This is a genomic window from Streptomyces doebereineriae (assembly GCF_031845645.1).
In the GTDB taxonomy this organism is placed as follows: Bacteria; Actinomycetota; Actinomycetes; order Streptomycetales; family Streptomycetaceae; genus Streptomyces; species Streptomyces canus.
The window spans coordinates 85,461-109,571 of sequence record NZ_JAVREZ010000015.1; the positions used below are offsets into that span (position 1 = coordinate 85,461).

Here is a 24,111-nt window from a genome sequence, read left to right on the forward strand (position 1 = left end):
CTCTCGACGCCAGGGACGGCTCGGTCGAGTGCAGCGTCAGCGCTGAGGCGCAACCCGTGACGCTCAACGTGGACATCGAAACGCTGGCCATCGCTGCTGGAGTCGTGGACAAACGCGGCGGCATCTCCTACAGCGCTCGCAACCTGAACCAGCTGCGGAAATCCCTCCAGGGACAGGCCAACTACCTCCAGCTCGTGCATCCGTACTACACTGACGCCACCACAGCCGAAAGCCTCATGCGCCAAGCCGGCGCCCGTGTGTGGCGCAAGGGGGCTTCGTGATCCACAACCGCCAACGAAAACGTGTCGCCCCCAAGCGACTCAAATGCCGCCAGGCCAGAGGACCTACACCCGCAGCTCGCCGCCTCATGGCCTGGCCTCCGGGGAGGGGCTCTGTGACCCGGCGCAGCAGGCGGGACATCCTGCGCGCCACTGCTGCCACTGCCGTCGGGGTCGGTGCGCTGTCGGCCGTCGGCGCCACCGCGTTCGATGGGTCTTCCTCGCCGAAGGACATACCGACTCATCTGCGCGGAGCGGCACCTTTGCCGTACGCCGAGGTCGTCTCCCTCGATCTCGCTGCTGCTCAGCGCGCCGACGCGCTGCGCGCGGCCCATCGCGCCATCACAGCAAGCAACCAGGGCAGGACCATCTCCTGGCTGGCCCTGGGGGAAAGCGTGCTTCCTCACGCGGTGAGCCGACCGCGGTACTTGAAGCTGATGCCGTCGTTCGCCGGTGATGTGCTGGATCCCGCGCGCTCGCATGGAGACCTGCTGCTGCAGATCACCGGGCCCTCGGCCACGGCAGTCCAGGAAGCAAGTGAGCAGGCCCTGCGCACGCTCAAGCAATGGCAGGTGCGCTGGCGACTGGACGGCCAAGGACTCTCGCGCAACCCGTTCCACTTCACCGAAGGCTACGGAAACCCCGCCAGCACGGCCGAAGCCGGCGAACGGGCCCTCGTCAAAGACGGCCAAGGCGAACCGTCCTGGGGCATAGGCGGCAGCTACCCGGTCATACGGATCATCCGGCTCGCCACCGACTTCTGGGACCGCGACACGATCGACGCACAGGAGCGCATCATCGGCCGCCGCAGGGACGGCCGATGGCTGGACGCCACCCCCACGAACGAGCAGCCCGTCTTTCTGCCGACGCCTCGGGCAAGATCACACCACTGGACGCACATGTCCGCAGGGCCGCCCCAGACCGCCGCAAGCCCCCTCCACTCGTCCGACGCGGCTACACCTACCAGCGAGGAGGCAGCGACCGCGGCCTGCTCTTCTCCTGCTTCCAACACGACCTGGAAGAGGGCTTTGAAGCGGTGCAGCGCCGACTTGAAGGTGAGGCCATGGCCAAGTACACCCTCACCATCGGAGGCGGCTACTACTTCATCCCACCGCCAGGAACAACGTGGCTTGAGACGCTGACGAGCGCATGAACTGCGTTCATCGATGGGCGCCGCCTGTTCGGCGACGCTCTGCACGGTGAGGAAGACCGGAGTTCGTGACACTCGCGATCAGTATGATCGGTGATCTTGCTGTGGCGGTGTGCTCCTACTTCGTTCGCGACGACCGTGTGCACAAGCCTTGATGTGCCGTACACCTCAGTAGGGTTGTGCGCCGAACAGAGGAGCGCTGCGCATGAGCTATCGCCTGAAGGCGATACCCGCGAGGAACATCTGGCCTTCGTCACGGCCCGGCCCTCGATGAGCCACATGCAGGTCCCCTCATGGGGGGATGTGAAGCCGGACTGGCGGGCGCAGGGTCTGGGCTGGTTCGATAATCTCACCGCGCCTGCACGCTCCATCCGAAGCCTCAACGGCGGGCCACGGCGGGAGGGCAAGCCTCGTGAGGGACCTGGCAGACCTGGAACTGGCGCACCGCCTGGCCGATCAGGCCGATGCCATCGCCCGAGGCCACTTCTCGACCGCGACCGTCGAGTCCGCGACCAAGAGCGATGGCAGCCCAGTCACTGAAGCCGACCGGGAGATCGAAATCGTCCTTCGCTCCCTGATCCGCCAGGAGCATCCCGACGACGCGTTCGTCGGTGAGGAGTTCGGCGCCCATGGACACGGCAGGCGGCGCTGGATCATCGACGCCATCGACGGCACCGCGAGCTTCCTCGCCGGCGAACCTGAGTGGAGCACATTGATCGCTGTCGAGGAGGACGGCCGCATCACCCTGGGCATGGTCTCCGCCCCTGCCCTGGGCCGCCGGTGGTGGGCAAATCCGGACTCGGGCTCCTGGACAGGGTCATATCCCTCCACTCCAGACACTACGGCGCACCGGTTGGCCCTCAGTAAGGGTGGAAGCGCCCAGAACGCAGCCATCGGCATCTGGCCGCCTCCGCCCAGACTGAACCAGCAGGAACGCGCCGTGGCCGCACGACTGGCCCGCAGCGTCAACCAAGTGCGACCGGCGCTCGACTGGACTGCAGCAGAACCCACCGCGCCAGCACCCCGCAAACCGTCCACCGGGTCCGGCACCTGCCACGGCGCACTCCTGGTCGCTACCGGTCAACTGGACGCCTTCCTCCTTCTGGGAGCCGGCCCCTGGGACATCGCACCGCTGATCCCCATCGTCCAAGAAGCCGGTGGCACCTTCAGCGACCTCACCGGCCAGCACCGAACCGACACCGGAGCCGCACTGTTCGCCCGCCCCGGACTCCACCAACAACTCCTGGACATCGCCGCCACCGCCAACTGAGCAGCACCCGCCCTCGGATACGTTGCCTCGCCCTGCACGGTGGTTTCGGGACAAGTCTTAGATCAGCGCATGTTGCTGGACCGCGGAAGGCAAACTCGGCTGAACACGTGGCACTATTTTCGAAGTGCCGCGACTAGCGCTCCTATGGCGCCAGCAGCTGGCACTAGGGCAAAGTAAAACTCTCCGCTACCTGCACCAGCAATGATGGCAGCTAATGCTACGCCGATCAGGACGATGCCTGCGACGCTGAGCGTCGCAGCTGTAGTCGCGCGATTGTTCGGTCCCGGGTCATGATCCATAGATGTCAACCCCCGTCGTGACTGCGACCAGCAGGATTGTCACACCTGCCGCGTTGGCCAGGATGACGTAGGGCCATCCTTTGATTTTTCCAGTGCCGTCGTAGCAGAAATACCGAATGAGTAGCGGCAGTAGGAGCATGCCCACTCCGAAGACGAATAGAAGTCCGATCACTTTGTCTGTGTCGTCTGCCACGCCTCCGGATGCTCCTCCTGCCCCAGCGGCGACCTGCTGCCCGATGTGCTTAGACGATGACAGCAGAGAGAGGGATAGGGCAACCGCAGCGGTGACGACCCAGTCGACCCAGAACAATGCATCTTCAATGGCGAGGGGGATCTTTTTGCCTGGTGGAGGCTCCCTCGACATGACCTTCATGATGATCTGCATTGCGGCCACAGTGGCGAGAAGGATCAGTGTGATGAGCCAGGCTGGCATGGTTCTTTCCCCCGAGCGGCTGTGCGGAACAGCAGGCTGTCAGCGTTGGGGTGGGATCATGATTCCACCTCCCGCAAACCCTCCGTTCGGGCGAATTTTCCTCTGTTTGGGTTGCGAGACGCGAATGGGGGCGTGCACCCTGTTTTTCTCGCGGCTGTCAAGAGCGAACAGCGCCTGGGCTTCGAAGAGCGCGGCCGCCTACAAGGCCTCGCCAAACAGGGCGGACGACCCAACCATCTTCTACGGGCCGAGCAGCGCCAGGTCGCAGCCAGAAGGTTGTAAACGCCCAGGCACAGACCCACCTCCTCATGCGCGGATGCCTGCGGGAGGAGCTGGTTGCGCGCGAGCGTTGCGGGGCACTTCGGCTTGAGAACGATTTCAACAGTGGAGAACCGCAGCACGGCAAGTAGCTTGGGCAAGAACTGTCGCGTATCGACGAGCGTGATCAGTCAGGCGGAGGGCCTATGGCTGAGCTATCGAGCACGTGGTGCGACGCGGTTCTGTGCTCACGTGTCCGCAACGATGGCCATCTGCCACTACTGCGGTAAGGGCGGGCCGTCTGCCTGACCCTCCGAAACGGCTTGCGCCATCTACGGCAAGGAGAACAGTGGGTGGCCAAGCCCACCCGAGGTTGAGCAAGCCGAGCACGGCACGGAACCAGACGCGCCGACGCCGGCCCTCCACACGCAGCCCGATCGCTGGAGTGCCGTACCTCTGGGGTATTCATGCCAGGCACTGAGTGTCACGACGTCTTGGGCGGTTCCCGTAGTACTGGAAGCCGTGACGATGGCGTCGTCAGCCTGCCGCTCGCCCTCGACGCGTCAACGGGTGCTCGCGAGGCCCGCAGCCGAAGACTGTGTCACACCTCGCCCACGGGCGACACGCCAACCCGATGATGTTGTAGGAATCGATGTGCAGGCGGGGCGGGTGGGGGCGTGACGTGGTGAGCTTTGGCCAACACTACGGAGGGCGTAGGGGGCAGCAATTCCCCAGTGGCCCTTACGCAGTTCAACGACGTGCCTGAGGCGAGCAGGCCGCCCTATCCGGTTTCGGTGCCGCCGCGAACCGAACTTCAGTCTCCTCGTTCTGCGGCTTACTGCCGGCCTCGCGGATCGCTGCGGGGATGCGACCGCGGTCGGGGACGTCGTAGCCGGTGGCACGGGCCCACTCGCGGATGGTGTTGGTGTCGACCGAGCGGCTCGCGGGGGGCGTGAGCGGCGCTGCGTCGTCTCGGCGGGAAGGCGTGAAGGTGGCGCCCTCGTGGAGGATGTCCGGGGGGAAGAGGGGGATGTGGAGTTCGCCGCTGAGGAGATCGGTGAGGAGGTCGGTGAGGGTGCCGTCGAAGGTGTACCAGTCGTGGCCGCGGGCTTCGTTGATGGCGATGCGCCACGTGTCGGGCTCGGACTCGGGTTCAGTGAGCTTCTTCAGCGTTGCCGCTCCAGGGTGAGGACGGCTTTGGCGATTGACGTCATGCGGTTCGGACTGCAGCGGGCTCTGCGGAAGATCCGCCAGGACTTCAGGCGGGCGACGCCTCGTTCGACCGGTGCCCGTGCCGCGGCCAGGGCCCGGTTGACGGTCTTCTCGGTGGGGGTGAGTTCCTGCAGGGGCCTGCGTTTGATGCCCGTGGTCAGCCAGGGGCCACCGCCCTGGTAGGCAAGATCCGCCAGGATGGGAACGCCCTGGCGCTCGCAGATCCGGATGATCCGGTGCGTGCGGGCGGCAGTCAGGTCATGGGTGCGGCCCGGCAGGGCGGGCGAGAGCCACAGCAGCCGGCCGCCGGGGTCAGTGACCACCTGCACGTTCACACCGTGGCGCCGGTGCTTGTGGGAGTAGTCGGCCCGGCCGTCGCCGACCCGGTCGCACTCCGCCAGGGTGCCGTCGAGCAGGACGAAGTCGGGTTCGTGCTCGCGCAGCGTCTTCAGCAGGTCCGGTGCACGTTCGGCGAGCAGGTCGACGACCGCGCTGGTGTAGGCGTGGGCAGTGGACTCGCTGATCCCGAATCCAGCGGCGATCTTCGCGAGAGTGGTGTGTTCGCGCAGGTACACCAGTGCCACCATCGCACGCTGGGACGGGCGGAGCTTGCAGCGTCGGTCGCCCTCACGGGTGACGATCAGCATGGTGACCCACTCCACGAGTGCATGCGGAAGGTCGAGTGCGGCAGGATGGATGACCAACGAGGCCCCCGAGCAACGTGATTGAGACGTCAGACATCTCGATCAACAGCCCGGGGGCCTCGCTCGTTGCGCTTCACGGCCCATCACCCGATCAGTGGCCAACTCGAAGAAGCTCAGTGATCCACAAGAGGTAGTTGCCGTTGTCGGTCACTCCCGCGACGAGGAGGCGCCGGGGGTCGTGGGGCACGGGGAAGGTGCCCTGGTCCCGGTCGCGCTGGAGTTGTTCCTGAACGCTTGAGGCCAGGGGGCCAGTGAGACTGCCGGAGGGGTGGTAGACGTGGAGGAAGTTGCAGAAGCTGCCCGGCCCGTAGGTGGCGGCGAGCTCTTTGTAGTCCCAGGGCAGTGAGCGGCCGACGGTGTTTTCTGTGGCCGTCCAGTCGATCGCGGGTGGGACTGCGGGGGGCGGGCAGAGCCGGATGAGGTCGTCGATGGTGCTCACAGAAGTCCTCGGCGGTGTCGCGGTTGCTGCTCCTGGCGCAAACAGCCCGAGCTCAATTGGCAGAGCAGCGGGTTCCTGATCCGTTGGGCGGGGTTCGCGTCGCACAGTACCTGGCCGTCGCGGGAAACGTACTTGTTCTCCTGCCTGCGGTACGGCGCCCGGAGTGCTGGTCGGCTCGGGCGCCGTTTGGTCACAGCATCGTGGGCTGCTCAGACGGCTGTCAGCTGCCGGTATTCGTGCGTGGTGAGCGGGAAGCGGGAGGAGAGCACGTCGGAGTGAACGTCGCCGGTGAGAGCGGCGAGGAGGAATTCGGTGCAGGTCATCGGGTAGTGCTCCCAGCGGTCGCCGCGGGCCTCGTTCACCATGACGGTCCACTGATCGGGGTTGTGGCCCGGTTTGACGAGCCAGTAGAAGCACTCGCCGTTGTCGGTGGTGGCCCAGGGGATGACCTGGCTGCCCGTGTCCGTGAGTTCGTCGGGCTTTTTCTCGAACTCCCAGAGTCCTTCGAGTGCCTCGGTCTGCTGGTCTTCCCACTCGATGAGGTCGTAGTTGTCGTTGGGGCAGCCTGGTTCGAGGAGGTAAAGGTAGTCGTCCCAGTTGCTTCCGCCGTAGGCGTGGATGAGTTCCTTGTAGTCGGTGGGGAGGGTGACGCCGAGCTGCTCCTGTACTGCGTCCCAGTCCGTGGTCCTGGGCTCGGAGGGCGGTGGGATCAGCTGGGTGAGGCGGGCGAGTGCGGCGTTCATGGGGGTCTCCCTCCGTGGATGTGCTTGTCCTGCTCTATCACGTACGCGTGACGGGCGGGCTGCGGGTCAGGTGCCGCGTTTCTTGTTGGGGATGAAGACCGAGTTGGTGGGCTCGGTGTTGCCGGTGCTTCGGTGTTCGGTGAACTGGAAGCCGTTGTTGCCGTGGGCCTCGAACCGCACACCATGGGGGACCTTGTTGGCGCCGTCGTAGACGGGAGTCACGCTGTACTGGATGATCTCTCCCTTCGTGACGGCGGCGCGTACCTGGTTCTCGATGTGCCGCATGACGGGGGAGTTTGCGTAGGAGTGCATGGTGACGAAGTTGCGGGGGTCGTAGTTCGATCCGCCGAGCTGGGCGCCGAGCAGGTGGGCGCGGTTGTAGCCCTTGTCCTTCTCCCAGCCGGGCGGGTCGCCGTGTGGGTCGGTGGGGTTGGCGCCCATCATGTCCAGGCCGAGCGTGGCGTGCATCGCTCCGGGGCGGCCCCCGTCGCGGCTGTAGACGACCCGGCCGCCCCAGGAAGGGTCTTCTGGTTCGTTCTTGCGGCACGACTGCGGCGCGAGCCCGAGCGGATCGATCCAGGTGAGCGGGTTGGCGACGTAGGCGAACGGGTTAGGTGCCGGGGCCAGGCCGAGGGGATCCGGGGTGAGGTAGCGGGCCACTTCCGGGTCGTAGTGGCGGAAGTAGTTGTAGTGCAGCTGGGTCTCGGGGTCGAAGTACTGGCCCGGAAAGCGCAGCGGGGTGTACGCGGTGGCCCCGCTCTCCCAGCCGGTGATCCCCCACAGGGTGCTGCGGGCCCGCCAGGCGGTGTGGCCCTCGTCGTCGACGAGTTCGGTCGGGGTGCCGACGAGGTCGGTGATGATCGCGAAGAAGCGCTGGTCGACGGCCTCTTGTGGGGCGTCGGCGTGGAGTTTGCGTTCCGCCTGCGCGACCGGAGCCTGTCCGTCGTGCTCCCAAGTGAGGCAGATCGCCTCGGGGGTGCCGCGGGTGTGGGTGGTCTGCTCGACGAGCGTAGTGCCGTCCCAGGTGAACCGGGTCTCCTCAACGACCGTGGTGTGGTCGGCGGCCATGCGCTGCTTGGCCAAGCGGCGGCCGAGCGGGTCGTACAGGTAACGCCACAGGGTGCCGTCGGGAGTGGTGACGGAGGTGAGGCGGTCCTCCGCGTCCCACGTGTAGCGCCAGGTGTCCGGCTTGCGTGACAGGCGGATCTTCTGGCGCAGGACTATGCGGCCCGAGGAGTCGTACTCGTAGCGGATGTTGCCGGCACGGGTGACGCGCATGCCCTGTATGCGCGCTCGCCACCTGCCTCCTGGCGGTGGCCGGTGCCGGGCCACTGGGCGGCGCTCTGGTTGCCGGCCTCATCGTAGGCGTAGGTCTCGCTCCAGGTCGCCGCCGTTACGGAGGTCACCCGGCCGACGGCGTCGAGGTCCAGACGCAGCCGCCCGTCGCGGGCGTCGTCGATCGCCGTGACGTGTCCGTCAGGGCGATAGGTGTAGGCGCGCTGCCACAGCTGCTCGCCACCAGCGTCGTGCAGAGACTGCGTGGCGATACGGCCGAGCTCGTCGTAGGCAGTACCAAGGGCGAGTCGGGAACTGATGTGCCGGGCGATCTCCCGTCCCGCACCGTCGTGTGCGGAGGTGATGGTCTGGCCGAAGGCGGAGACCGAGGTGCGGTTGCCGGCCGCGTCGTAGCGGTGCTGGCTGACGGCACGGTTGGGCGTGGTGCGCTGGGTGCGGCGGCCCAGCGCGTCGTACTGGAAGGTGAGCGCGCGGCCGTCGACGGATTCGGCGACGACACGGCCCGCGGCGTCGCGCTGGAAGGTGACGGTGCAGTCGGCGCTGGCGGCTTGGGCGAGTTCGCCCAGGGTGTCGTAGGCGTATATGACGCTGCGGTCATCGGCGCTCTTGCGGACCGTGCGGCCCAGGATGTCGCGCTCGTAGCCGATGACGGCGCCGGAGGGCAGGGTGCGGGCGGTGAGCTGCCCGCCCGCGTCCAGGGCGTAGGAGAGGGTGTGGCCGTCGAAGTCGGTTTCCGCGGTGAGCCGTCCTGCCGCGTCGTACTGGTAGGTCCAGGTCAGCCCTTGCGGGTTGGTCACCTTGTGCAGCCGCTGTTTTGCGTCGTACTCGAAGGCGTGGCGCACCCCATCCGGGCCGGTGCGTGCTGCGACCACGTCGAAGTGCGTGTACTCGAAGCGGGTGGTGGCGCCGGCCGGATCGGTGTGGGCGGTGCAGTTGCCCTCGCCGTCGTACGTCCAGGACTCTGTGCTGGCGTCGGGGTGGGCGCGGTTGAGCAGCTTGCCTTCGGCGTTCCATTCCAGGCGGGTGGTCTGCCCGTCGGGTCCAAGAATCGCGACGGGCCGGCCGAAGGCGTCCCGTTCGTAGCGGGTGGCAACGCCCAGGGGGTCGACGAGTTCCATGGGCAGGCCGGCACGGTCGCAGCGGATCGTGACGGTCTCGCCGAGGGTGTTGGTTATCGCCGTGACGCCGCCGGATGCGTCGTGGACGTAGTGCATGCCCAGGCCGGCCGGGTTGGTGACGGCGGTGCGGTTGCCCCGCTCGTCGTAGGCGTATTCCAGGCGGGCGCCACCGGGCTCGATGATGGTGAGTGGCTGGTGGAGGTCGTTGTAGGTGACGTGCGTGCGCCGGCCGTCGGCGTGCTCGACCGTGACGAGGTTGCCGTGCTCGTCCCACTCGAAGCCGGTCGTGCGTCCGAGCGGATCCGTGCGCGCGAGCAACTGGTCGCGGTCGTCGAAGCGCTGCACGGTGGTGTGTCCGAGGGGGTCCGTCTCGGCGATGATCTGGCCGCGCTCGCTGAGCCGGAATTGGGTGACCGCCCCCAGCGCGTTGGTCCAGCGCGTCGTCCGATGCTCGGTGTCGTAGACGAAGGTGCTCGACTGGAATCCGTCTGGTCCCATGGTCTGCACGACCCGGCCGGCCGTGTCGTAGACGTAGCGGTAGGTGGAGTCGTTGCGGTCGGTCCACGACGTGATGCGGCCCTGCGTGTCGTAGGTGAAGCGCAGCGGCGTGCAGGAAGAGTTGATGACCTCGGTGAGGGTCACCGTCTTCGTCGTAGCCGAACTGGACGACCGGCAGGGCGGATTCGTCGCCGTCGCCGGCGCGGAGGGAGAGTGCGGTGACGCGCCCCCGGCCGTGGTCGCCGGTGACCTTGATGTCGTAGCCGCCGCTGTGGGTGATGTCGAGGGGGCGGCCGGTGGCGTCGCGGTGGATGTCGATCTGGTTGCCGTTGCGGTCCTCCAGGGTGGTCAGCCACAGCTGCCAGCCCTTGCCGCCCGGCTTGGTGAAGTAGCGGGTCCAGCCGGTGCGCGGGTCGGTCGCGGCGAACTCCAGATTCTGGGCGCCCATCTCGGAGATCCGCCGCAGCGCGATACGCGGACCCTCCAGCGGCATCACCTCCGGCGTCTGCGGGCTGGGCAGTTGCTCGTAGATGAGCACCGTGCCGTCCTCACGCGCCCACATCGCCTGGTTGCGGACGTCGATCTCGATACGCTCGTCCAGGGTCGAGGCCCAGGAGCGGCCGAACCACATGCCGTAGGTGTAGTCGGACAGGTGCGTGCGCTTGAGGACCAGCGGCAGTACCCCGGGAAGATCCAGGTCGGTCTGCTCCAGCAGCATCTGGCCGCTGGCCACATCAACCGGGTCGGTACGGCAGACCCGCTTGCCGGGCTCCACACCGTGATGACGCGGATCATCACGGGCGCCGTTCAGCGGGTCGGGACCCTTGCCACCCCGCCCGCCGCTGTTACCGGCGCCGGGCACCCGGGGGGTGTTCGACTCGCCCTTCGTGAGCGCCTTGAGCCGGTCGGAGATGTCGCTGTCGTTTTGGCGATGCGTGCGCGAGGTGGCGCGCAGCCCGCCGGGCACGTCCTCCGTGAGGTGCTTGCCGACCTTCTTCAGCGCCTTCTCCGCGCCGTTGAGCGCACCGTGCAGAACGGAGTCGAACGCCTGGGTGAAGGGGTCGCGGCCCCGGGCGGCCGAAGGCACCCTTGGCCCGGCCCAGCGAACCGAGCGAGTCGGTGCTCATGGCCTCGCCGTGGCGGGCCAGCTTGCCCGCACCGTTCTCATACTCCTCATGGTCGATGAAGACTCGGCCGCCACCTCCCCCGCCGCCACCTGCGGACGAGCCGCCTGCGGAGGCGAGGTTCATCCCGGTGTGGCTGCCGCCGTGACCCCCCTCCCCCGCGCCCGCGCCTCCGGTGGCGGGCGGGAGCTTGATGAGGTTGTCGGTGAGATCCAGGACGGTGTCCTCGACCATCTGCTCCAGCCGGCCGGTGATCGGCTCGGTGACCCGGGCCAGGAGTTCGTCGACGATCTGGTCGGCCGCCTCGTCGATGATCCGCTTGATCAGCTGGCGCATCGCGGCCGTCTCCGCCGCACCCACTATCGCGGACAGGCCGCCGGTGACGACCGCGAGACCCAGGCTGACACCGATCGAGGCGGCCATCACCCCGAGTTCGATCTCGGCCTTGGTCTTCATCCCGTAGATGATGTCCGCCACCACGTCACAGGCGTCCGAGAACAGCCGCGCGATATCAGGCACCTTCTCCAGATGCCCGGACTTCACCAGGTCCCAGTGCTCCTGCAGGGCATCGACCGCGGCACCCTCACTGGAAGCCAGGATGCGGCTGACCGCCGCATGCGCCTGTGCGCCGTGCCCCTCGAACTGCTCGGCGAACTCCCGCATGGCATCAGCCATTTCACGGTAGTCGTCCTCGTCAACGTTCGGCCAGTTGATCCCGATGAAGTCCAGGATCTCGTCCATCCAACCAGGCAGGACGTAGCCCATCCCCCGTGAACCCCCCTCAAACTACGGCCACTTCACGCACACCACAGCGATGCCCGCACCCCCGTCACCCTAACCGGAGGCACCTCCTGCGGATCACCCCCTCCACACCGCACTGCGACCAGGCGCGGGCGTCCGCTTTCCCTTGGAACGCGCAACAGGTCCCTCAACGGCATCCGAGGCTGCTGCACGGCGGTGGGGTGGGAAGCCGATGCCTCATGGGCAGCAGCGGGCACGCACGGCTTACGTCCTCCAGTTCGTCGGATGCGCCACCACGACGGTTCGCACCGAATCAAGCGCCCGCGGCGGGACATCACGGCAGCAATTGCACCCTCCCCCCCTTCCTGGAATGTGGTGTTGAGAGAACGAAAGCGCCCCCGTGCGGCGTCGGCACCCTTGGCAGACGTGGTCAAGCGTTGTGCGGAACCGTCTGTTTCGTAGGGGTCGGCTGGAGTGGGGCGGCTTGTGGTGCGGGTACCTGATGGGCGGCTTCCGCCCGGCGGGACAGGGGCGCGACGCAGGCCGTTGCCACGGAGTAGATCAGGCCGATCACCAGCCAGCCGGTGGCGTTCAGGGCGGAGAGGGCCAGGGTGACCAGGAACGGGCCGCAGGAGCGGACGAGTTGGGTTCCCACGCTCCAGGCGCCCTGGTATTCACCGAGGCGTGCGGTGTCGGCGAGATCGTAGGACAGGCCCCATGATCCGGCCGACTGGAGGAGTTCGGTGAGGGTGAGCAGGACGACGGCGACGAAGAGGGCGGTCGCGCACAGCAGGGGGTTGAGGGTTCCGGTCAGGGCGAAGACGGCGGAGGCTGACAGGAGACAGTAGCCGCCGCGGCGCATGGCGCGAGCTGCCGCGTTCACGTCGGTGACGGTGCGCCCGACGCGCATCTGGAAGCCGATGGCCACCAGGACGTTGGTGAACAGGAGTGCGGACGTGGTCCATGCCGGAGCCTGGGTGTGGTTCATGACCCAGAGCGGCATTCCTACCTCGAGGAGTTCCATGTGCATGATGAGTACGCCGTTGAGGAGGGAGAGTGCGAGGTAGGGGCGGTCACGGAGGACTCCGCTCCACTTGCCCTTCGTCGGTCCCGCCGCGTCGGGAAGGGGCTGGCTGGGGGCGGTGGTTTCCGGCAGTCGGGTGGCGACGATTGCTACGATCAGGACGCTGACCGCGCCGATGCCGATGAGGCAGCGGAACGCCACGGGGCTGTCCAGGGCCAGGGCGACGCCGAGGGCGGGGGTACTGAGGATGGCGCCGATGTTGCGTACGACGCGGTTGAAGGCGAGCGTCTCGACGCGGTTGTCCGGTGTGGTGATGGTGCCGAGGTGGGCCTGGCGCACCGGTGCGACGGCACTTTCGGCCAGGCCCGCGAGGCAGGCGACGGCCAGGAACGTCGGGTAGGAGCTGACCAGTTGGTACCCGGCGAGGATGAGGCCGCGCAGCACGCTGATGCCGATGAGCAGGCGGCGGTGTCCGATGCGGTCTCCGAGCTGGCCGGCTGGGACGGCGACGGCGATTCCGGCGAGCGCGGCGAGGGACAGGCCGCTGCCGACCTGTACGGCGCCCAGGTGGGCGACCTTGGTGAAGAAGAGGACACCTCCCGCGAGCATGATGCCGGGCACCAGAGAGTCGAAGAAGGTCAGGGTCGCGTAGACCCGCAGGGGGCCGCGTGCAGGTAACTTCATGGCCTTTACTGAAGCCGCCGCGCGCGGGCGGGTGACAGAGATTTAGACTGCAGCTAAATCCATGCACCCGGGGGCGGCGTGATCGAGATCGAGCTCAGCGTAGACGACCTGACACGTGTGCGCTTCGCCATCTCGCCGTTGCAGGAGACGTGTCACAGTCTGTGGGCGCTGCGCGATCCCGGCGACTTCCCGCTGCACATGCGGTGGCTGCGCGTTGTACGGGATCACCTGCCCTCACTGGATGGCGAGTTGCTGCTGGCACTGGTCAGCGAGCGGCGGTGGCTGCCGGACTTCATCACACCCCGTCCCCGGTCCCGGGTGCCGGAGATGGCCGAGGAGCTGGCGGTCGTCAGGTGCACGGATCCGGCCGTCGTAGGCCGGGACATCGAAACGGCGTACCGGGATCAGCGCAAGCCAACTGTGCTGTGCGGTGATCCGGCCGGCCTGCGGGACCGGATCGCCGACGCGCTGGAGGCGTACTGGCATCTCGCGCTGGAGCCGCACTGGCGCCGGATGCGGGCCGTACTGGAAGCCGACATCCTCTACCGGGCACAGTTGCTCGCCGACACTGGCGCGGCGGCGCTCTTCGCCAGCCTGCACCCCAACGTGCAGTGGGATTCGGGGATTCTGCGGCTGCATCCGATGGGGACCCACAGCCGGGTGCCAGCCGGCAGCGGACTGACCTTGTGCCCGACCCTGTTCGGGCGCAAGGCGACAGCGCCCATCGGTGAAGTGCCGCGCGTGGACTATCCGGCCCGGGGCGTGGCCACACTGTGGGAAGCGGTGGCAGCGCCGCCCCCGGACGCGCTCGCTACGCTGATCGGACGGCCCAAAGCGGCCCTACTCGCGGCACTCGACGCCCCCGACACCACCGCGTCGCTCGCCCGCACGCTCGGAGTCACACCCAGCGCCGTGTCCCAGCATCTCTCGGTGCTGGCGGCGTGCGGCCTGGTCGCCCGGGCACGGGCCGGGCGGACAGTGCTGTACGCACGCAGCGAGCTCGGAGAACGGCTCACCACGCGCCAAGGGTCCGTCGTCTGACAGTCAAGACGCCGCGGCACCGCTGGTCGACCTGGCGTACGGCAATCTTCCCGAGGCCACTGGGCCAAGAGCGAGCGCCTGCTGTATGCCGAACGCTGGCCCGCGGCCCAGGCGCTGGCCTGTGCATCGCCGACGGCGTCGCGGACGCGCTGCAGTGTGACGCTCCGTGACAAGAAGGCCAGGGGCGGCAGGCCATGCACTTGGCCATACAGCTGGATGGCCAAGTGGCCCTTCAACGCTTACGGATCCGCGGTGCGCGGGACGGAACCCGGCGGGCTACCGGCTCCTGCTGGCCGGACCACGTCAGCCACAACTGCGTGGGCACCGGGTGCACCATGTCCCCCGCCATCATGAATGGCCGGGCCTCACCACAGGCGAGCTCCCAACCCACCGGCCGTTCGGACCCTGAAGGCCAATCACGCTCGGCGACCGTCACAGCGAGGGCAGGAGCACATCCTGCGTTACGCAGCGCTCATGTATCCCCGCTGACGTACTCGACACGAACGGGCGAGGCCGCTCGGCCTCAAGCCTCGCTCGACGTTCCTCCTCTGCCGCTCGCCGCTGATCAGCCAGCGGCCTCAGCGGCATCTGCAGAGCGGACCGCTGCATCAGCCGACTTAGCTGATGCATCCGCTGAACGCCGCCCGTCCTGGCGAGCCTTGACACCACGAAAGCATCAGCCGACAGCACCAACGCCACCCATGCCGGGACGTCTCCCCATTCCATGCCGGGACCGTACTCCGGGCAGCCCCACCCCAGCCAAACGGACCCGGAAGTCCCCCTCACTTCGGAGGTATCCGCCGACGGCCAACCCCTGCTCCAACCGAAACACCGCCAGCTAGGTCGGGGGCCCGACCGGTAGACTCCAGCCGCCGACCCGGCGGACCCGCCTCCGTAGCATGGAGCTCACCCCCCTGACCAGGGCATACTCCACATCCGCTATAGCAGTCGGTGCGAGAATGACGGGCTGACCCACAGCCGCACTGCCGTCTCGGTCAGATCGAAGCCCTTGGCCATCTGGCCGACCGAGCGGTCACCGCGCCGGCACAGCTCGACGATCTCGGCGTTGAACTCCGGCGTGAACGAGCGGCGAGGGCGTGGCTTATTCTTCCCCATGCTCTCCATGATGGACACCCTCCCGGAGCAGAACCCCTGATCTCGGATGTCCGTCAAAGCGGATCAAACCCACCCCTGTCAGCGCCAATCAGCAGGCCACAGAGCCTGGGCCACTGACACCCAAATGACGAGATCCGACTGACACTCCCCCGCAGACAAGCACCGAGAAGATCGCCACCAGCAAACGCGGCCTCCCCGTCGCGGCGGCCGACAGCACTGTGAGCGCGTACCTCGCGTACTGGCTGGATGGCGTCGCCGTTCACCACCTGCGGGAGAACACCCACACCCGCTACGCGGCCTCCATCCGCCTCCACCTCAATCCCAGCCTCGGGGCCAAGAAGCTCGCCCGCTGTTTGAACTCGCCCTGCGCACCGGACTCCGCAAGGGCGAACTCCTCGGCCTCCACTGGGAAGACCTCGACCTCGACGGCGGCACCGCCACCATCCACCGCTCCCTCCAGCGCACCCGCAGCCAGGGTCTGACCGTCCTGAACACCAAGACCCTGGCCTCTGAGCGGCGCATCGCCCTCCCCACCGAATGCCTCAGCTCCCTCAAGATCCACCAGGAACAGCAGCAGGAAGAGCGCCAGACGGCCGGAACGAGCTGGGCGGACACTGGCCTCGTCTTCACCACCCCTAACGGCAAACCGCTCGATCCCGCCAACGCAACCCGCCGCTTCCACAACCTCCGACACTCGACCGCGACCCTGCTCCTGGAACAGGGTGTCGACCTCGTCGTCATCAAGGAACTCCTCGGCCACGCGCACATAGGCGTCATGGCCGGCGTCTACGCCCACGTTCGACTCCGCCTCCAGCGCCAGGCCATCGACACCCGCGGCGGCGTCCTCGGCCCGACCGACGCCCCGGACGACCCGCCCACCCCAGCCGTCGTCCGCTGACGTTGCCGTCAAGCACCACAGAAGCCCCACCAGAAACAAACTCTGGGTGAGGCTTCTGCATTCAAGGTCATTGCCTCAGATGACTGACCGGCTGCTGGCCCGGATCGTCAATCCTCCGGACCAACGATTCTTACCGAATCCGGAAGTTCACCAAGCAAGCCTGAATCGCCTGCCACGACCCTGGTTCCCCTAAGCCGAAGGTCACGCAGGGAACCCATACTGAGAAGCGGAGCCACCGATCGCACCTCCCCCCCGTACGTAACCCTGAGCTCTTCCAGGTTATTTAGAGCCGACACAGCGTTGAAGTCCAGCGGCTCAGGCTGAATTGACTCCCCTCCGCCAATAAGCCAGCACCGGCGTAGATCTTGGAGGCCTCGAAGGGGGGCAAGGCTTTCAACCCGCGCCTCAAGAATCTCCAGGTCGTCGAGTTTCATGCAGTCCTCCAACCCGCGAAGATCCACAATCTGCCCGACGCCTTCCATCTTGAATGACGAGATCCAGGGCGCACTCCTCAGGAATCTCAAATCACTCCTGCCGGATGACCAAAGCGTCAATCTCGCCAGGGCGGGAAACCCTGCGAGGTCAATTGCGCCCGCGCGATCGTCTACCGCCAGCGTCGTCAGAGATGCGTTCCGGACTGCAGGGATCGCCACTTGTCCCCTCGTGAGGAGCACCAGTTCGCGGAGTCCAGCGATTCCAAAAGCCTGCGAGTCGTCGGTAACACGGCCTTCAATCTCCAGATACTTGAGATCCGGCAAGCTGGACAGGAAATCAAGGCTGCCCGGCCGCGCGCTTCCGCTCACACGGAGGAACAATCCGTTGGATTCCCCGGAATGATACTGCCGGGCGAGTTCACGCTCATCGATCGAGTCGTCGGCTCGCCAATTCAGGACACTATAGTCCGCCCGCATTAAGGAACCTCATTTCGGCGATTCAAAAGCGTACCGCCACCCACGCCGCCGTATTGATCCATTACCGACTGCTCTTGCTCCCTGATCGCCTTCCAGGAATGACCAGACATATCGTTCACCGATATGTTGGAAATATCGCTCGTCGTATAACCCGCCGACTTCACGGCCGCCTTGTCTGAATTGAAAGCGGCATGCAGGCGACTATGTATGTTAGTTGAACTGGACCCAACATACACCTTGCCATCCTTCATCGTGATGGTGTAAACCCCGGGCACGGTCGGAGCATCCCTGAATCCGAACGTGCTACACGACGAGTTATGCACCAGCACCGGCGTATTCCCCGCCAGCACATAGTACGTGTGCAGCCCCTCGATCGTGAGGTTGTACGTCCTGGCATGATGCGCGAACGACCTGTTGTCTGTGACGATGGCGGTTCGGCGGTCGTCGGTGAGGAGCGTCATGCCGGGGGCGAGCTCGTGAGCCTCGACCCAGCGCTGTTCCGATGGTGACCAGAATGGGTGCTCGTAGGTCGCGGTGAGCTTCTCGATGCCCTGGCCAGTCGCGACGGAGAGCTCGTTGAACTTCTTGTCGTTCTCGGTGCTGATGAGGCGCGTTACTTCACCGGCCTTTGTTTCGCCGGTCTCGGGGTCGGTGGCCCATACTTCGTCGCCGACCTTGACGTCCTCGATGTCCTTCGTCGTGCCGTCCGCCATGAGGACGTCCGTCCCGGCGAGGAAGCACTGGCAGCCCGTGCTTTTCTTCTTCGGGGATGGGAGTCGGCCTAGCCCGGACGAGCCGCTCGATATTCCACCCTCGCTGATTCCTGCGACTACGTTTTCGGCGAAGTAATTGAAGAAGAATTTCTTTTCCGATGGGCATCCCGTTTCGTTGCAGGAGTCCAACAGGGCTTGGCTTATGTCGTGCTTGGCGAGAGGTTCGTCTGGGTGGTCGAGGTGGAGGCTGAGTCCGTAGTAGGACAGTTCGTCCAACCGGGCGTAGAAGAGGCTGGCGAACTCGGCGGTCCCGTGCCACTCGGCGGGAATGTGGACGCCGGGGAGCAGGGTGATGTATCCGTCGCCATTCACATCCTCGTTTCGAGGCCCCTCTTCCGCCCAAGTGACGTTCGTGTTCGGGAAGTCTCTGTCTTTGGACCCAGGATTCTTGACGCCGTCGCCGTTGGTGTCGTTCTGGGGGCACGGAACGTCGAAGCCCTTGCCGCACGTGATGAACATGCCGCTGGGGTCCGTATGGGTGGCCGGGTTCTGCATGCCGTAGCTGTAACCGTTCACCGTCTGGTGCAGGTCCAGTTGGAGCAGGGGGTCGACGCTGATGAACTGACCGGTGCTGGGGTCGTACTCACGAGCTCCGATGTGCGTCAGTCCGGTGCCGGCGTCGGCGCTCATGCCGAGGAAGCCTTTGTCGTCGGGCCAAACGCCGGTCGTCGCGCCGCGGCCAGCGCCGAAGGGTGTGCTGTAGCGCTTGGTCAGGGCCTGGGTCGTGTCGCTGGTGACGGATACGGTGTTGGTGCCGTGCTGGTCACCGGCGAGGAAGCTCAGTTTCTCGGTGCCGGATTCGTTGGTGCGCAGGGCGATGGTGGCGCCGGCCGCCTGGTAGTAGCGGTTGGCCCACTTCTTGCCGGTCTTGAGGTGGACTTCGGTGTTGCCGAGGTAGAGGACGGTCTCACCGCTGGAGGCATTGTCGCGTCGGATGAGCAGCTCACCGTCGGCGTCGTAGAGATAGTTCGTGGAGGTGGCCGACGCGTCGTCGGTCAGGCGGCTGAGTCTGCCTTCTTGGTTCCAGGCGAGGGTTTGGGCGGTGGTGGCGCCGGCGTTCTTGACGCGTGTCGTCGTGTTGCCGGTGTCGTCGTAGGTGTACTGCTTGGCGACTCCGGTGCAGGAGCCCGTGGTCGTGGTGGCGGTCAGGGCGTGCGTGCGTGCGGAGTCGTAGCAGTACGTACTGGTGACTGGGGTGGCTGTGTTTTTCTTCTCGGTCTTGCGCTGACCGGAAGCGGTGTAGGTGTAGCTGGTCCAGTAGGGGGCCGGCCCGCCGAGATTCGTCGTGGTGCGGCCTGAGGTCGAGCAGTCGGCTGTTTTGGGAGTCCAGGCTTCGCTGAGGCGGCCGTAGGTGTCGTAGGTGAAGCACTGGTTGTCGGCGCCGGTTCCGATGTTGGCGCTGTCGGAGATGCCCGTGACGTTGCCGGCGAGGTCGTAGGTGTAGGTGAGGTCCTGGACGGCGCCCCGGGTCTGGTCGTCGGCTGCGCCTTTCAGCAGGCGACGCGTGCCCTTCTCATAGGTGTTGGTGAGGAAGACGCGCTTGACACCTTCGATGTCGGAGGTACCCAGCTGGAGTTGGCCGACCTGACCGAGCGCCGTGTAGTCGGCGGCGAGCAGATAGCTGGATTTGCCAGATAGTCCGGTCTGCAGGCCGGCACTGTTGTAGACGTTAGTGAGCGATTCGGAGGGGAGACCGGCGGCGGCGGGCTCTTTGAAGCTCGAGACCGAACCGTCCAGGTAGTAATCCGTCTCGGAGGTGACCGGATTGAGCACCGCCCCGGACTTCACCAGAGGGTCCTCGGACGGCAGGGTGAGGCTGGTGACAGTGGGCCGGTAACGGTTGTCGTACGCCGTGACTTCCTTGGTGTACTTCTCGCCGTTGTCGTACCGGATGGACGCGGTGGGCTGCCCCTTGAGGACGGTGTCGTAGGTCCAGGCGGACAGCCTGTTGGCGTCGGTTCGGCTGGTGTGCCACAGGCCGGTCTTCCGGCCGAGTTCGTCATAGGAGTAGAGGAGCGTGCGGTCCTCGTCGTCCTTGGTCGTGTCGACCTGGTCCAGGTCCGTATACGTGGTGGTCGTCGTGCCCTTGTCCGGGTCTACGGTCTTCACCGTGCGGCCGAACAGGTCGTACGTGTAGGACCAGGTGGCGTTGTCGGGTCCGGTGACGGTGCTGGGCTTGCCGTCTCGGGTCGGGGTGTGGCGGACGCTTGTGTAGGACGTGCCGGAAGCGGAGCCGTAGGCGGTGTCGTTGGGCTGCGTGCCCGCGTAGGTGCGGGTTTCGGTGGTGCGGCCGAGAGCGTCGGTGATGGTCCGGGTGGCGTTGCCGCCGGCGGGGGCGGAGGTGGCGGTCGAGTCGCCGGTGTACGACGTGGTGGTCTCCCACTTCTTCACGCCGTCAACGAGGAAGGTCGCCGTGGTGGGCCGGGCGGCGCCGTCGAACTGAGTCTGGGTCTGGGCTCCGCCTCCGTACGGCGCCTGTGCGTAGGCTCCACTGGGGCTGTTGGCACTGTCGTAGATGTCGGCGTAGGTCTCATAGGCCAGGCCTCGGCTGTTGTAGCGGGTGTCGGTCAGCACGCGTCCGCCGAGGGCTGATGGTGACTGGACCTGCAAGGCACGCAGCTGCGAGTCGAAGAGGGTGAATGTGGTGTCGTACGTTGTGCCATCTGCTTTGAGCGTGGCCACCGACGACCAGGGCGCCTTGTTCCGGGCGATGCTGTAGCCGAATTTGGCGCTGGGAGAATCGGCGGTCTTGGACCGGCCGGGCAGCCAGGTAGCGGTGAGGCGGCCGAGGGCGTCGTAGCTGTGCTCGGTGCGCTTGAGGTTGGCGTCCTGGGTGTAGTTGACCGTGCCGCGGGACGGGTTGTAGCTGGTGCTGGTCTGGTGGGCCTGGCCGTTGGAGGCGAGCTTGGGCGCGGTGACGACCTGCGTGGCCAACGGGCCTGCGGCTGCCGGGTAATAGGCGGTCGTGGTCGTGCGGCCCTTGGCGTCCGTGGTGGTGAGGGGGCGGCCCAGTTTTGCGGCGGCGGTGTCGTAGGTGGTGGTGGTGACGGTCTGCCAGCCGGTGGCGGCCGGAGGGTTGCGGTCACTGGTGCCGGAGGCGGCCGGATAGGCCTTGGCGCGGCCGGTCCAGGTCGGCAGACCCAGAGCGGGGACCTGGCCGGCCGTCCATCCGGTGGCGCCGGCGATGTCGTAGACGACCGCGGCGTCGGACAGGACGTCACCGCGGGTGTCGGCGTTGGTGGGCAGGCTGAGGGTGTCGTCGGTCTTGGCGCACGATTTGGCGACGGTACGGGTTCGCGAGACCAGGTCGGTCAGGCCCTTGGTGTCGTTGCGGGCGTACCAGGTGCGGGTGCAGGTCTCGTCACCGGCTGCCGCCCGGTCGCCTTCGTCCTCGACCTTCGTCGTCATGCCGTACTTGGTGTCGTAGGCGTACGAGGTGCCGGTGGCGCGCCACTTCTTCGCTGCCGTCAGGTAGGTGTGGTTGTAGGTGCGAGCCGTTCTGACGAAGTGGGCGGTGATGTCGGCGTACGACTTCTTCTGGCTGGCCGTCTGCTGCGCCCAGAAGTCGTGGACGGTGGTGGTGATCGCGGTGGCGCCGTTGTACGAGATCTCCTGGCGAAGCTGGCCGGAGTACCGGTCGTCGTCGGTCACATCAGCGATGTCGAGGTCGTCCGTCGTCACCGCGGCGTCGTTGCTCAGGTCGATGCCCTTGACCGTGGCGGAGCGGGTGGTGCCGTTCTTGCGCGTGTCGCCGTTCATGCCCTGCATGAACAGCTTCACGTTCTTCGAGCGGGTGGTACCGGGGTCACCGGCGTAGGAGGTGACCTTCTGGTAACCCCGCCAGACGGACCAGGTGCGTTCCGTGTTCTTGGTGAACGGGTCGTCGTTGTAGTGCCAGGCCGGGCCGGAGTAGTCGTAGGAGAGCTGGGTGCCTGGGCTGCCCGCGGCGGGGTCGTTGGTGGTGATGGAGGTGACCCGGTACTTGTGGAACCAGTCCAGCTGGGTGTCGCCGCCGTTGATCGCCCAGTAGACCGGGTAGCAGGACAGGCTGTTGTCATCCTCCGCTGCCGGCATGTTGCTGCCGCGGACGCACTCCGGTTCCGAGAAGGTCACGGAGGTGATCGCGCCGGTCTCGGTGGTGATCGTGCCGATACGGGGACGGGTCAGAGGCAGGATGTTGCCGCCGCCCGGCTGGGTACCTCCCGCCACGCGGTTGGGCCGCTGCTGGTAGGTGAACTCGATCGGTGGCGTCGATACGGCGGTGCCGTCCTTGCCGGTGCGGGTGAGCGAGATGAGGCTGAGGGACTGGTCGGAGCTGTTGTCGATGTCCGCCCCGTTGTAGAACTTCTGGCCCAGAGCGTAGGAGTCGACTGGCATGAAGGCGTCCGGCTCTGCCGCCCGGGACCAGAAGTAGGTGTCGATGCCGGTCAGGCGCTTGCGGGTGAAGAACGTCGGCCCGGTGGCCTCGCAGTCGGTTTCGCTCGCCGAGCAGATGGCGTCGAAGGGGACGTCCGGCCAGTCGTCGGCGGTGTCGGCGGTCAGAGACGAGCAACTGGAGGCGAAACAGCGCTCCTTGTAGGAGAAGACGACCTTGTCCGAAGCCGGTGCCGTGAACAGTGTGTCGCCGCGCTGGCCGTAGCGGATCTCGTCGAGGTATCCGCCGCGGGTGTAGGGCTTCGGTGCCGCTTTGTCCCCGTTCTTGGCGTAGTGGTTGTCCTCCGCGGTGTACCAGTACGTGGAGGCGTTGCCGTGGACATCCTGGACCAGGTCGAGGTTCCAGCGCCATGCCTGGACCTCGGAACGGGCCTTGAACTCGCTGCCCTTGTCGTAGCCCTCCTCCCCGCTGTCGTCACCGAAGACGGGGACGGTCCACGCCGACTTCGTCCGCTCGGTTCCGGCCCCGGGCAGTTTGTTCAGGCCGAAGGTGTACGTGGTTCCGTTGCTGGTGGTGAGCTGCCAGTACTCGCCGTCCTCGTCGTTGTTGTCCGCGCCGGTGAGGCGGACCACCTTGGAGGCGTCGTCGTCCTTGAGATGCCACTCGTCTTTGGTGTTGGCGTCGTCCTTGACAAGTTCGGTGGCCTGGCCGTTCAGGACGAGCGAGGCGTTGTCGTACTTCCAGCACAGGTCGCTTTTGTCGGTCTGGCCGTCGTCTTCGCACGAGCCGTAGGTCCGCTCGATGTATGAGGAGGTGATGTCGAAGCCCTCACCGATGAGGGACCCCTGGTTGTTGGTGTTCGCGGTCCGTCCGTCGGTGCGGCCGGAGTCGTACGACAGGGCCAGGGACGGAGAAGGTCCCGCGGCCGCCGGTGGTGTGGTGATCGGGTACGACCACGTGAATGAGCCGGAGGAGTTGCCCGCCTGCCAGGTCGAGGACGCCGCCAGCGGACTCGCCTTGAAGTCCCCCGCTCCCGCGGTGGACTCTGCTGCGGCAGTAGCCATGAGCGCCATGACTGTGGGCGCATTGTCCGAGGTGCCCGCGATCGGGGCGCGGGCGGTGAGGGTCTCGGCGTCCATGCTGTTGGCGGAGGCCGGTTCGCCTGTCGGGGTGCGGCACTCTTTCTTGTCGGGCGTGGTCAGTACGCAGGCCGGCAGCGTGACCAGGCCTATCCGCGAGGACCAGTTGCCGCCGACGGCTGAGGCGAAGGCGCTGTAGTCGACGGAGATCTCGGCCTCTCCAGCCGTCTCCGCCTCGATGGTGAAGAGCACGCCGGTCACTCCGGCGCGGCGAGCCGCCTTCTGGTCCAGGACGACGACCTCGGCATCACCACTGGCACGCCTCCGCCCCGACGGACCACCAGCTTTGATGGAGCTCACCGTGACGACAGCGCCCTCTTTGCGAGTACCGGACAGGCTCTGCTCGGTCGTAGAAGGTTTGGGCCACGCGCTACGCCGCTCGGCACGCGCCGAGTCGAACAGGCGCTGGTTGGCCTTCCGTTGCCGAGCCACCTTGCTGCGAGCCGCTGCGGCCTTGGGTGAGGTCACCTCCACCACCCGGGTGGGCTTGACCTGGGGTACATCCGGGCGCCCCGGCAACTCGGCAGCCACAGCAAGCGGGGTGAGAGGCGCTGGTACCGACATGACGGCGGCGAGCAGCACAGTCA

At 66.5% G+C, this 24,111-nt stretch carries 16 protein-coding genes and 4 pseudogenes; 7 read left to right on the plus strand and 13 right to left on the minus strand.

The window, feature by feature from the left end; genetic code table 11:
• Positions 1–56 precede the first annotated feature (56 nt).
• The 5 genes and pseudogenes from RNB18_RS34915 to RNB18_RS34925 all read left to right on the plus strand — a co-directional run bounded on the left by RNB18_RS34915 (position 57) and on the right by RNB18_RS34925 (position 2,698).
• Positions 57–281 carry a hypothetical protein gene (locus RNB18_RS34915; RefSeq protein WP_311718096.1) on the plus strand — a complete coding sequence of 75 codons (225 nt, stop codon included), beginning with the start codon at positions 57–59 and terminating at the stop codon, positions 279–281.
• Between the two features lie 434 nt (positions 282–715).
• Positions 716–1,033: pseudogene (locus RNB18_RS53850) on the plus strand (Dyp-type peroxidase); the annotation flags it as partial.
• A 65-nt stretch (positions 1,034–1,098) separates the two neighbouring features.
• Positions 1,099–1,431 carry a hypothetical protein gene (locus tag RNB18_RS53855; protein WP_394817727.1) on the plus strand — a complete coding sequence of 111 codons (333 nt, stop codon included), beginning with the start codon at positions 1,099–1,101 and terminating at the stop codon, positions 1,429–1,431.
• A 202-nt stretch (positions 1,432–1,633) separates the two neighbouring features.
• A pseudogene (locus RNB18_RS53860) lies at positions 1,634–1,773 on the plus strand (peptidoglycan bridge formation protein FemAB); the annotation flags it as partial.
• A gap of 67 nt (positions 1,774–1,840) precedes the next feature.
• Positions 1,841–2,698 carry an inositol monophosphatase family protein gene (locus RNB18_RS34925; RefSeq protein ID WP_311718098.1) on the plus strand — a complete coding sequence of 286 codons (858 nt, stop codon included), beginning with the start codon at positions 1,841–1,843 and terminating at the stop codon, positions 2,696–2,698.
• 288 nt (positions 2,699–2,986) lie between these two features.
• Here RNB18_RS34925 and RNB18_RS34930 read toward each other — a convergent pair whose 3' ends face one another.
• From RNB18_RS34930 to RNB18_RS34975, 10 genes and pseudogenes are all read right to left on the minus strand, one after another.
• The gene (locus tag RNB18_RS34930; RefSeq protein ID WP_311718099.1) at positions 2,987–3,430 is read right to left on the minus strand and encodes a hypothetical protein; all 444 of its coding nucleotides are present in this window, start codon (positions 3,428–3,430) and stop codon (positions 2,987–2,989) included.
• A 1,008-nt stretch (positions 3,431–4,438) separates the two neighbouring features.
• The gene (locus RNB18_RS34935) at positions 4,439–4,942 is read right to left on the minus strand and encodes an Lsr2 family DNA-binding protein (protein WP_311718246.1); all 504 of its coding nucleotides are present in this window, start codon (positions 4,940–4,942) and stop codon (positions 4,439–4,441) included.
• Complete coding sequence (locus RNB18_RS34940) at positions 4,855–5,604, minus strand: transposase family protein (protein ID WP_311718100.1); 750 nt, start codon at positions 5,602–5,604, stop codon at positions 4,855–4,857. Before RNB18_RS34940 ends, RNB18_RS34935 begins: the two co-directional genes overlap by 88 nt.
• A 91-nt stretch (positions 5,605–5,695) precedes the next feature.
• Positions 5,696–6,043, minus strand: a complete 348-nt coding sequence (locus tag RNB18_RS34945) for an SMI1/KNR4 family protein (RefSeq protein WP_311718101.1) — start codon at positions 6,041–6,043, stop codon at positions 5,696–5,698.
• A 209-nt stretch (positions 6,044–6,252) separates the two neighbouring features.
• Positions 6,253–6,786: an SMI1/KNR4 family protein gene (locus tag RNB18_RS34950; protein WP_311718102.1), complete on the minus strand. Its 534-nt coding sequence runs from the start codon at positions 6,784–6,786 to the stop codon at positions 6,253–6,255.
• Between the two features lie 66 nt (positions 6,787–6,852).
• A complete protein-coding gene (locus tag RNB18_RS54180; protein WP_449657646.1) occupies positions 6,853–7,254 on the minus strand; it encodes a DNA/RNA non-specific endonuclease in 402 nt (133 codons plus the stop codon).
• Positions 7,255–7,341: 87 nt separating this feature from the next.
• Positions 7,342–8,261: pseudogene (locus RNB18_RS54185) on the minus strand (RHS repeat-associated core domain-containing protein); the annotation flags it as partial.
• A gap of 415 nt (positions 8,262–8,676) precedes the next feature.
• The gene (locus RNB18_RS54190) at positions 8,677–10,416 is read right to left on the minus strand and encodes a DUF6531 domain-containing protein (protein WP_449657647.1); all 1,740 of its coding nucleotides are present in this window, start codon (positions 10,414–10,416) and stop codon (positions 8,677–8,679) included.
• Positions 10,417–10,543: 127 nt separating this feature from the next.
• Positions 10,544–11,563, minus strand: coding sequence for a WXG100-like domain-containing protein (locus RNB18_RS54195; RefSeq protein ID WP_311718105.1), 1,020 nt, complete (start codon positions 11,561–11,563; stop codon positions 10,544–10,546).
• A gap of 430 nt (positions 11,564–11,993) precedes the next feature.
• Positions 11,994–13,271 carry an MFS transporter gene (locus RNB18_RS34975; protein WP_311718106.1) on the minus strand — a complete coding sequence of 426 codons (1,278 nt, stop codon included), beginning with the start codon at positions 13,269–13,271 and terminating at the stop codon, positions 11,994–11,996.
• A 78-nt stretch (positions 13,272–13,349) separates the two neighbouring features.
• Between RNB18_RS34975 and RNB18_RS34980 the strand changes: the two genes are divergently transcribed.
• Complete coding sequence (locus tag RNB18_RS34980; protein WP_311718107.1) at positions 13,350–14,312, plus strand: ArsR/SmtB family transcription factor; 963 nt, start codon at positions 13,350–13,352, stop codon at positions 14,310–14,312.
• Between the two features lie 939 nt (positions 14,313–15,251).
• Here RNB18_RS34980 and RNB18_RS34985 read toward each other — a convergent pair.
• Positions 15,252–15,428, minus strand: coding sequence for a transposase (locus RNB18_RS34985; protein ID WP_311718108.1), 177 nt, complete (start codon positions 15,426–15,428; stop codon positions 15,252–15,254).
• 161 nt (positions 15,429–15,589) lie between these two features.
• Between RNB18_RS34985 and RNB18_RS34990 the strand changes: the two are divergent.
• Positions 15,590–16,326, plus strand: a pseudogene (locus tag RNB18_RS34990) (site-specific integrase); the annotation flags it as partial.
• A 107-nt stretch (positions 16,327–16,433) separates the two neighbouring features.
• Here the strand turns inward: RNB18_RS34990 and RNB18_RS34995 are convergent.
• Both RNB18_RS34995 and RNB18_RS35000 read right to left on the minus strand, forming a co-directional pair.
• Positions 16,434–17,237: a hypothetical protein gene (locus RNB18_RS34995; RefSeq protein WP_311718109.1), complete on the minus strand. Its 804-nt coding sequence runs from the start codon at positions 17,235–17,237 to the stop codon at positions 16,434–16,436.
• Positions 17,237–24,088 (minus strand): polymorphic toxin-type HINT domain-containing protein, encoded by a 6,852-nt coding sequence (locus RNB18_RS35000; RefSeq protein WP_449657648.1) that lies wholly within the window; start codon positions 24,086–24,088, stop codon positions 17,237–17,239. Before RNB18_RS35000 ends, RNB18_RS34995 begins: the two co-directional genes overlap by 1 nt.
• Positions 24,089–24,111 lie beyond the last annotated feature (23 nt).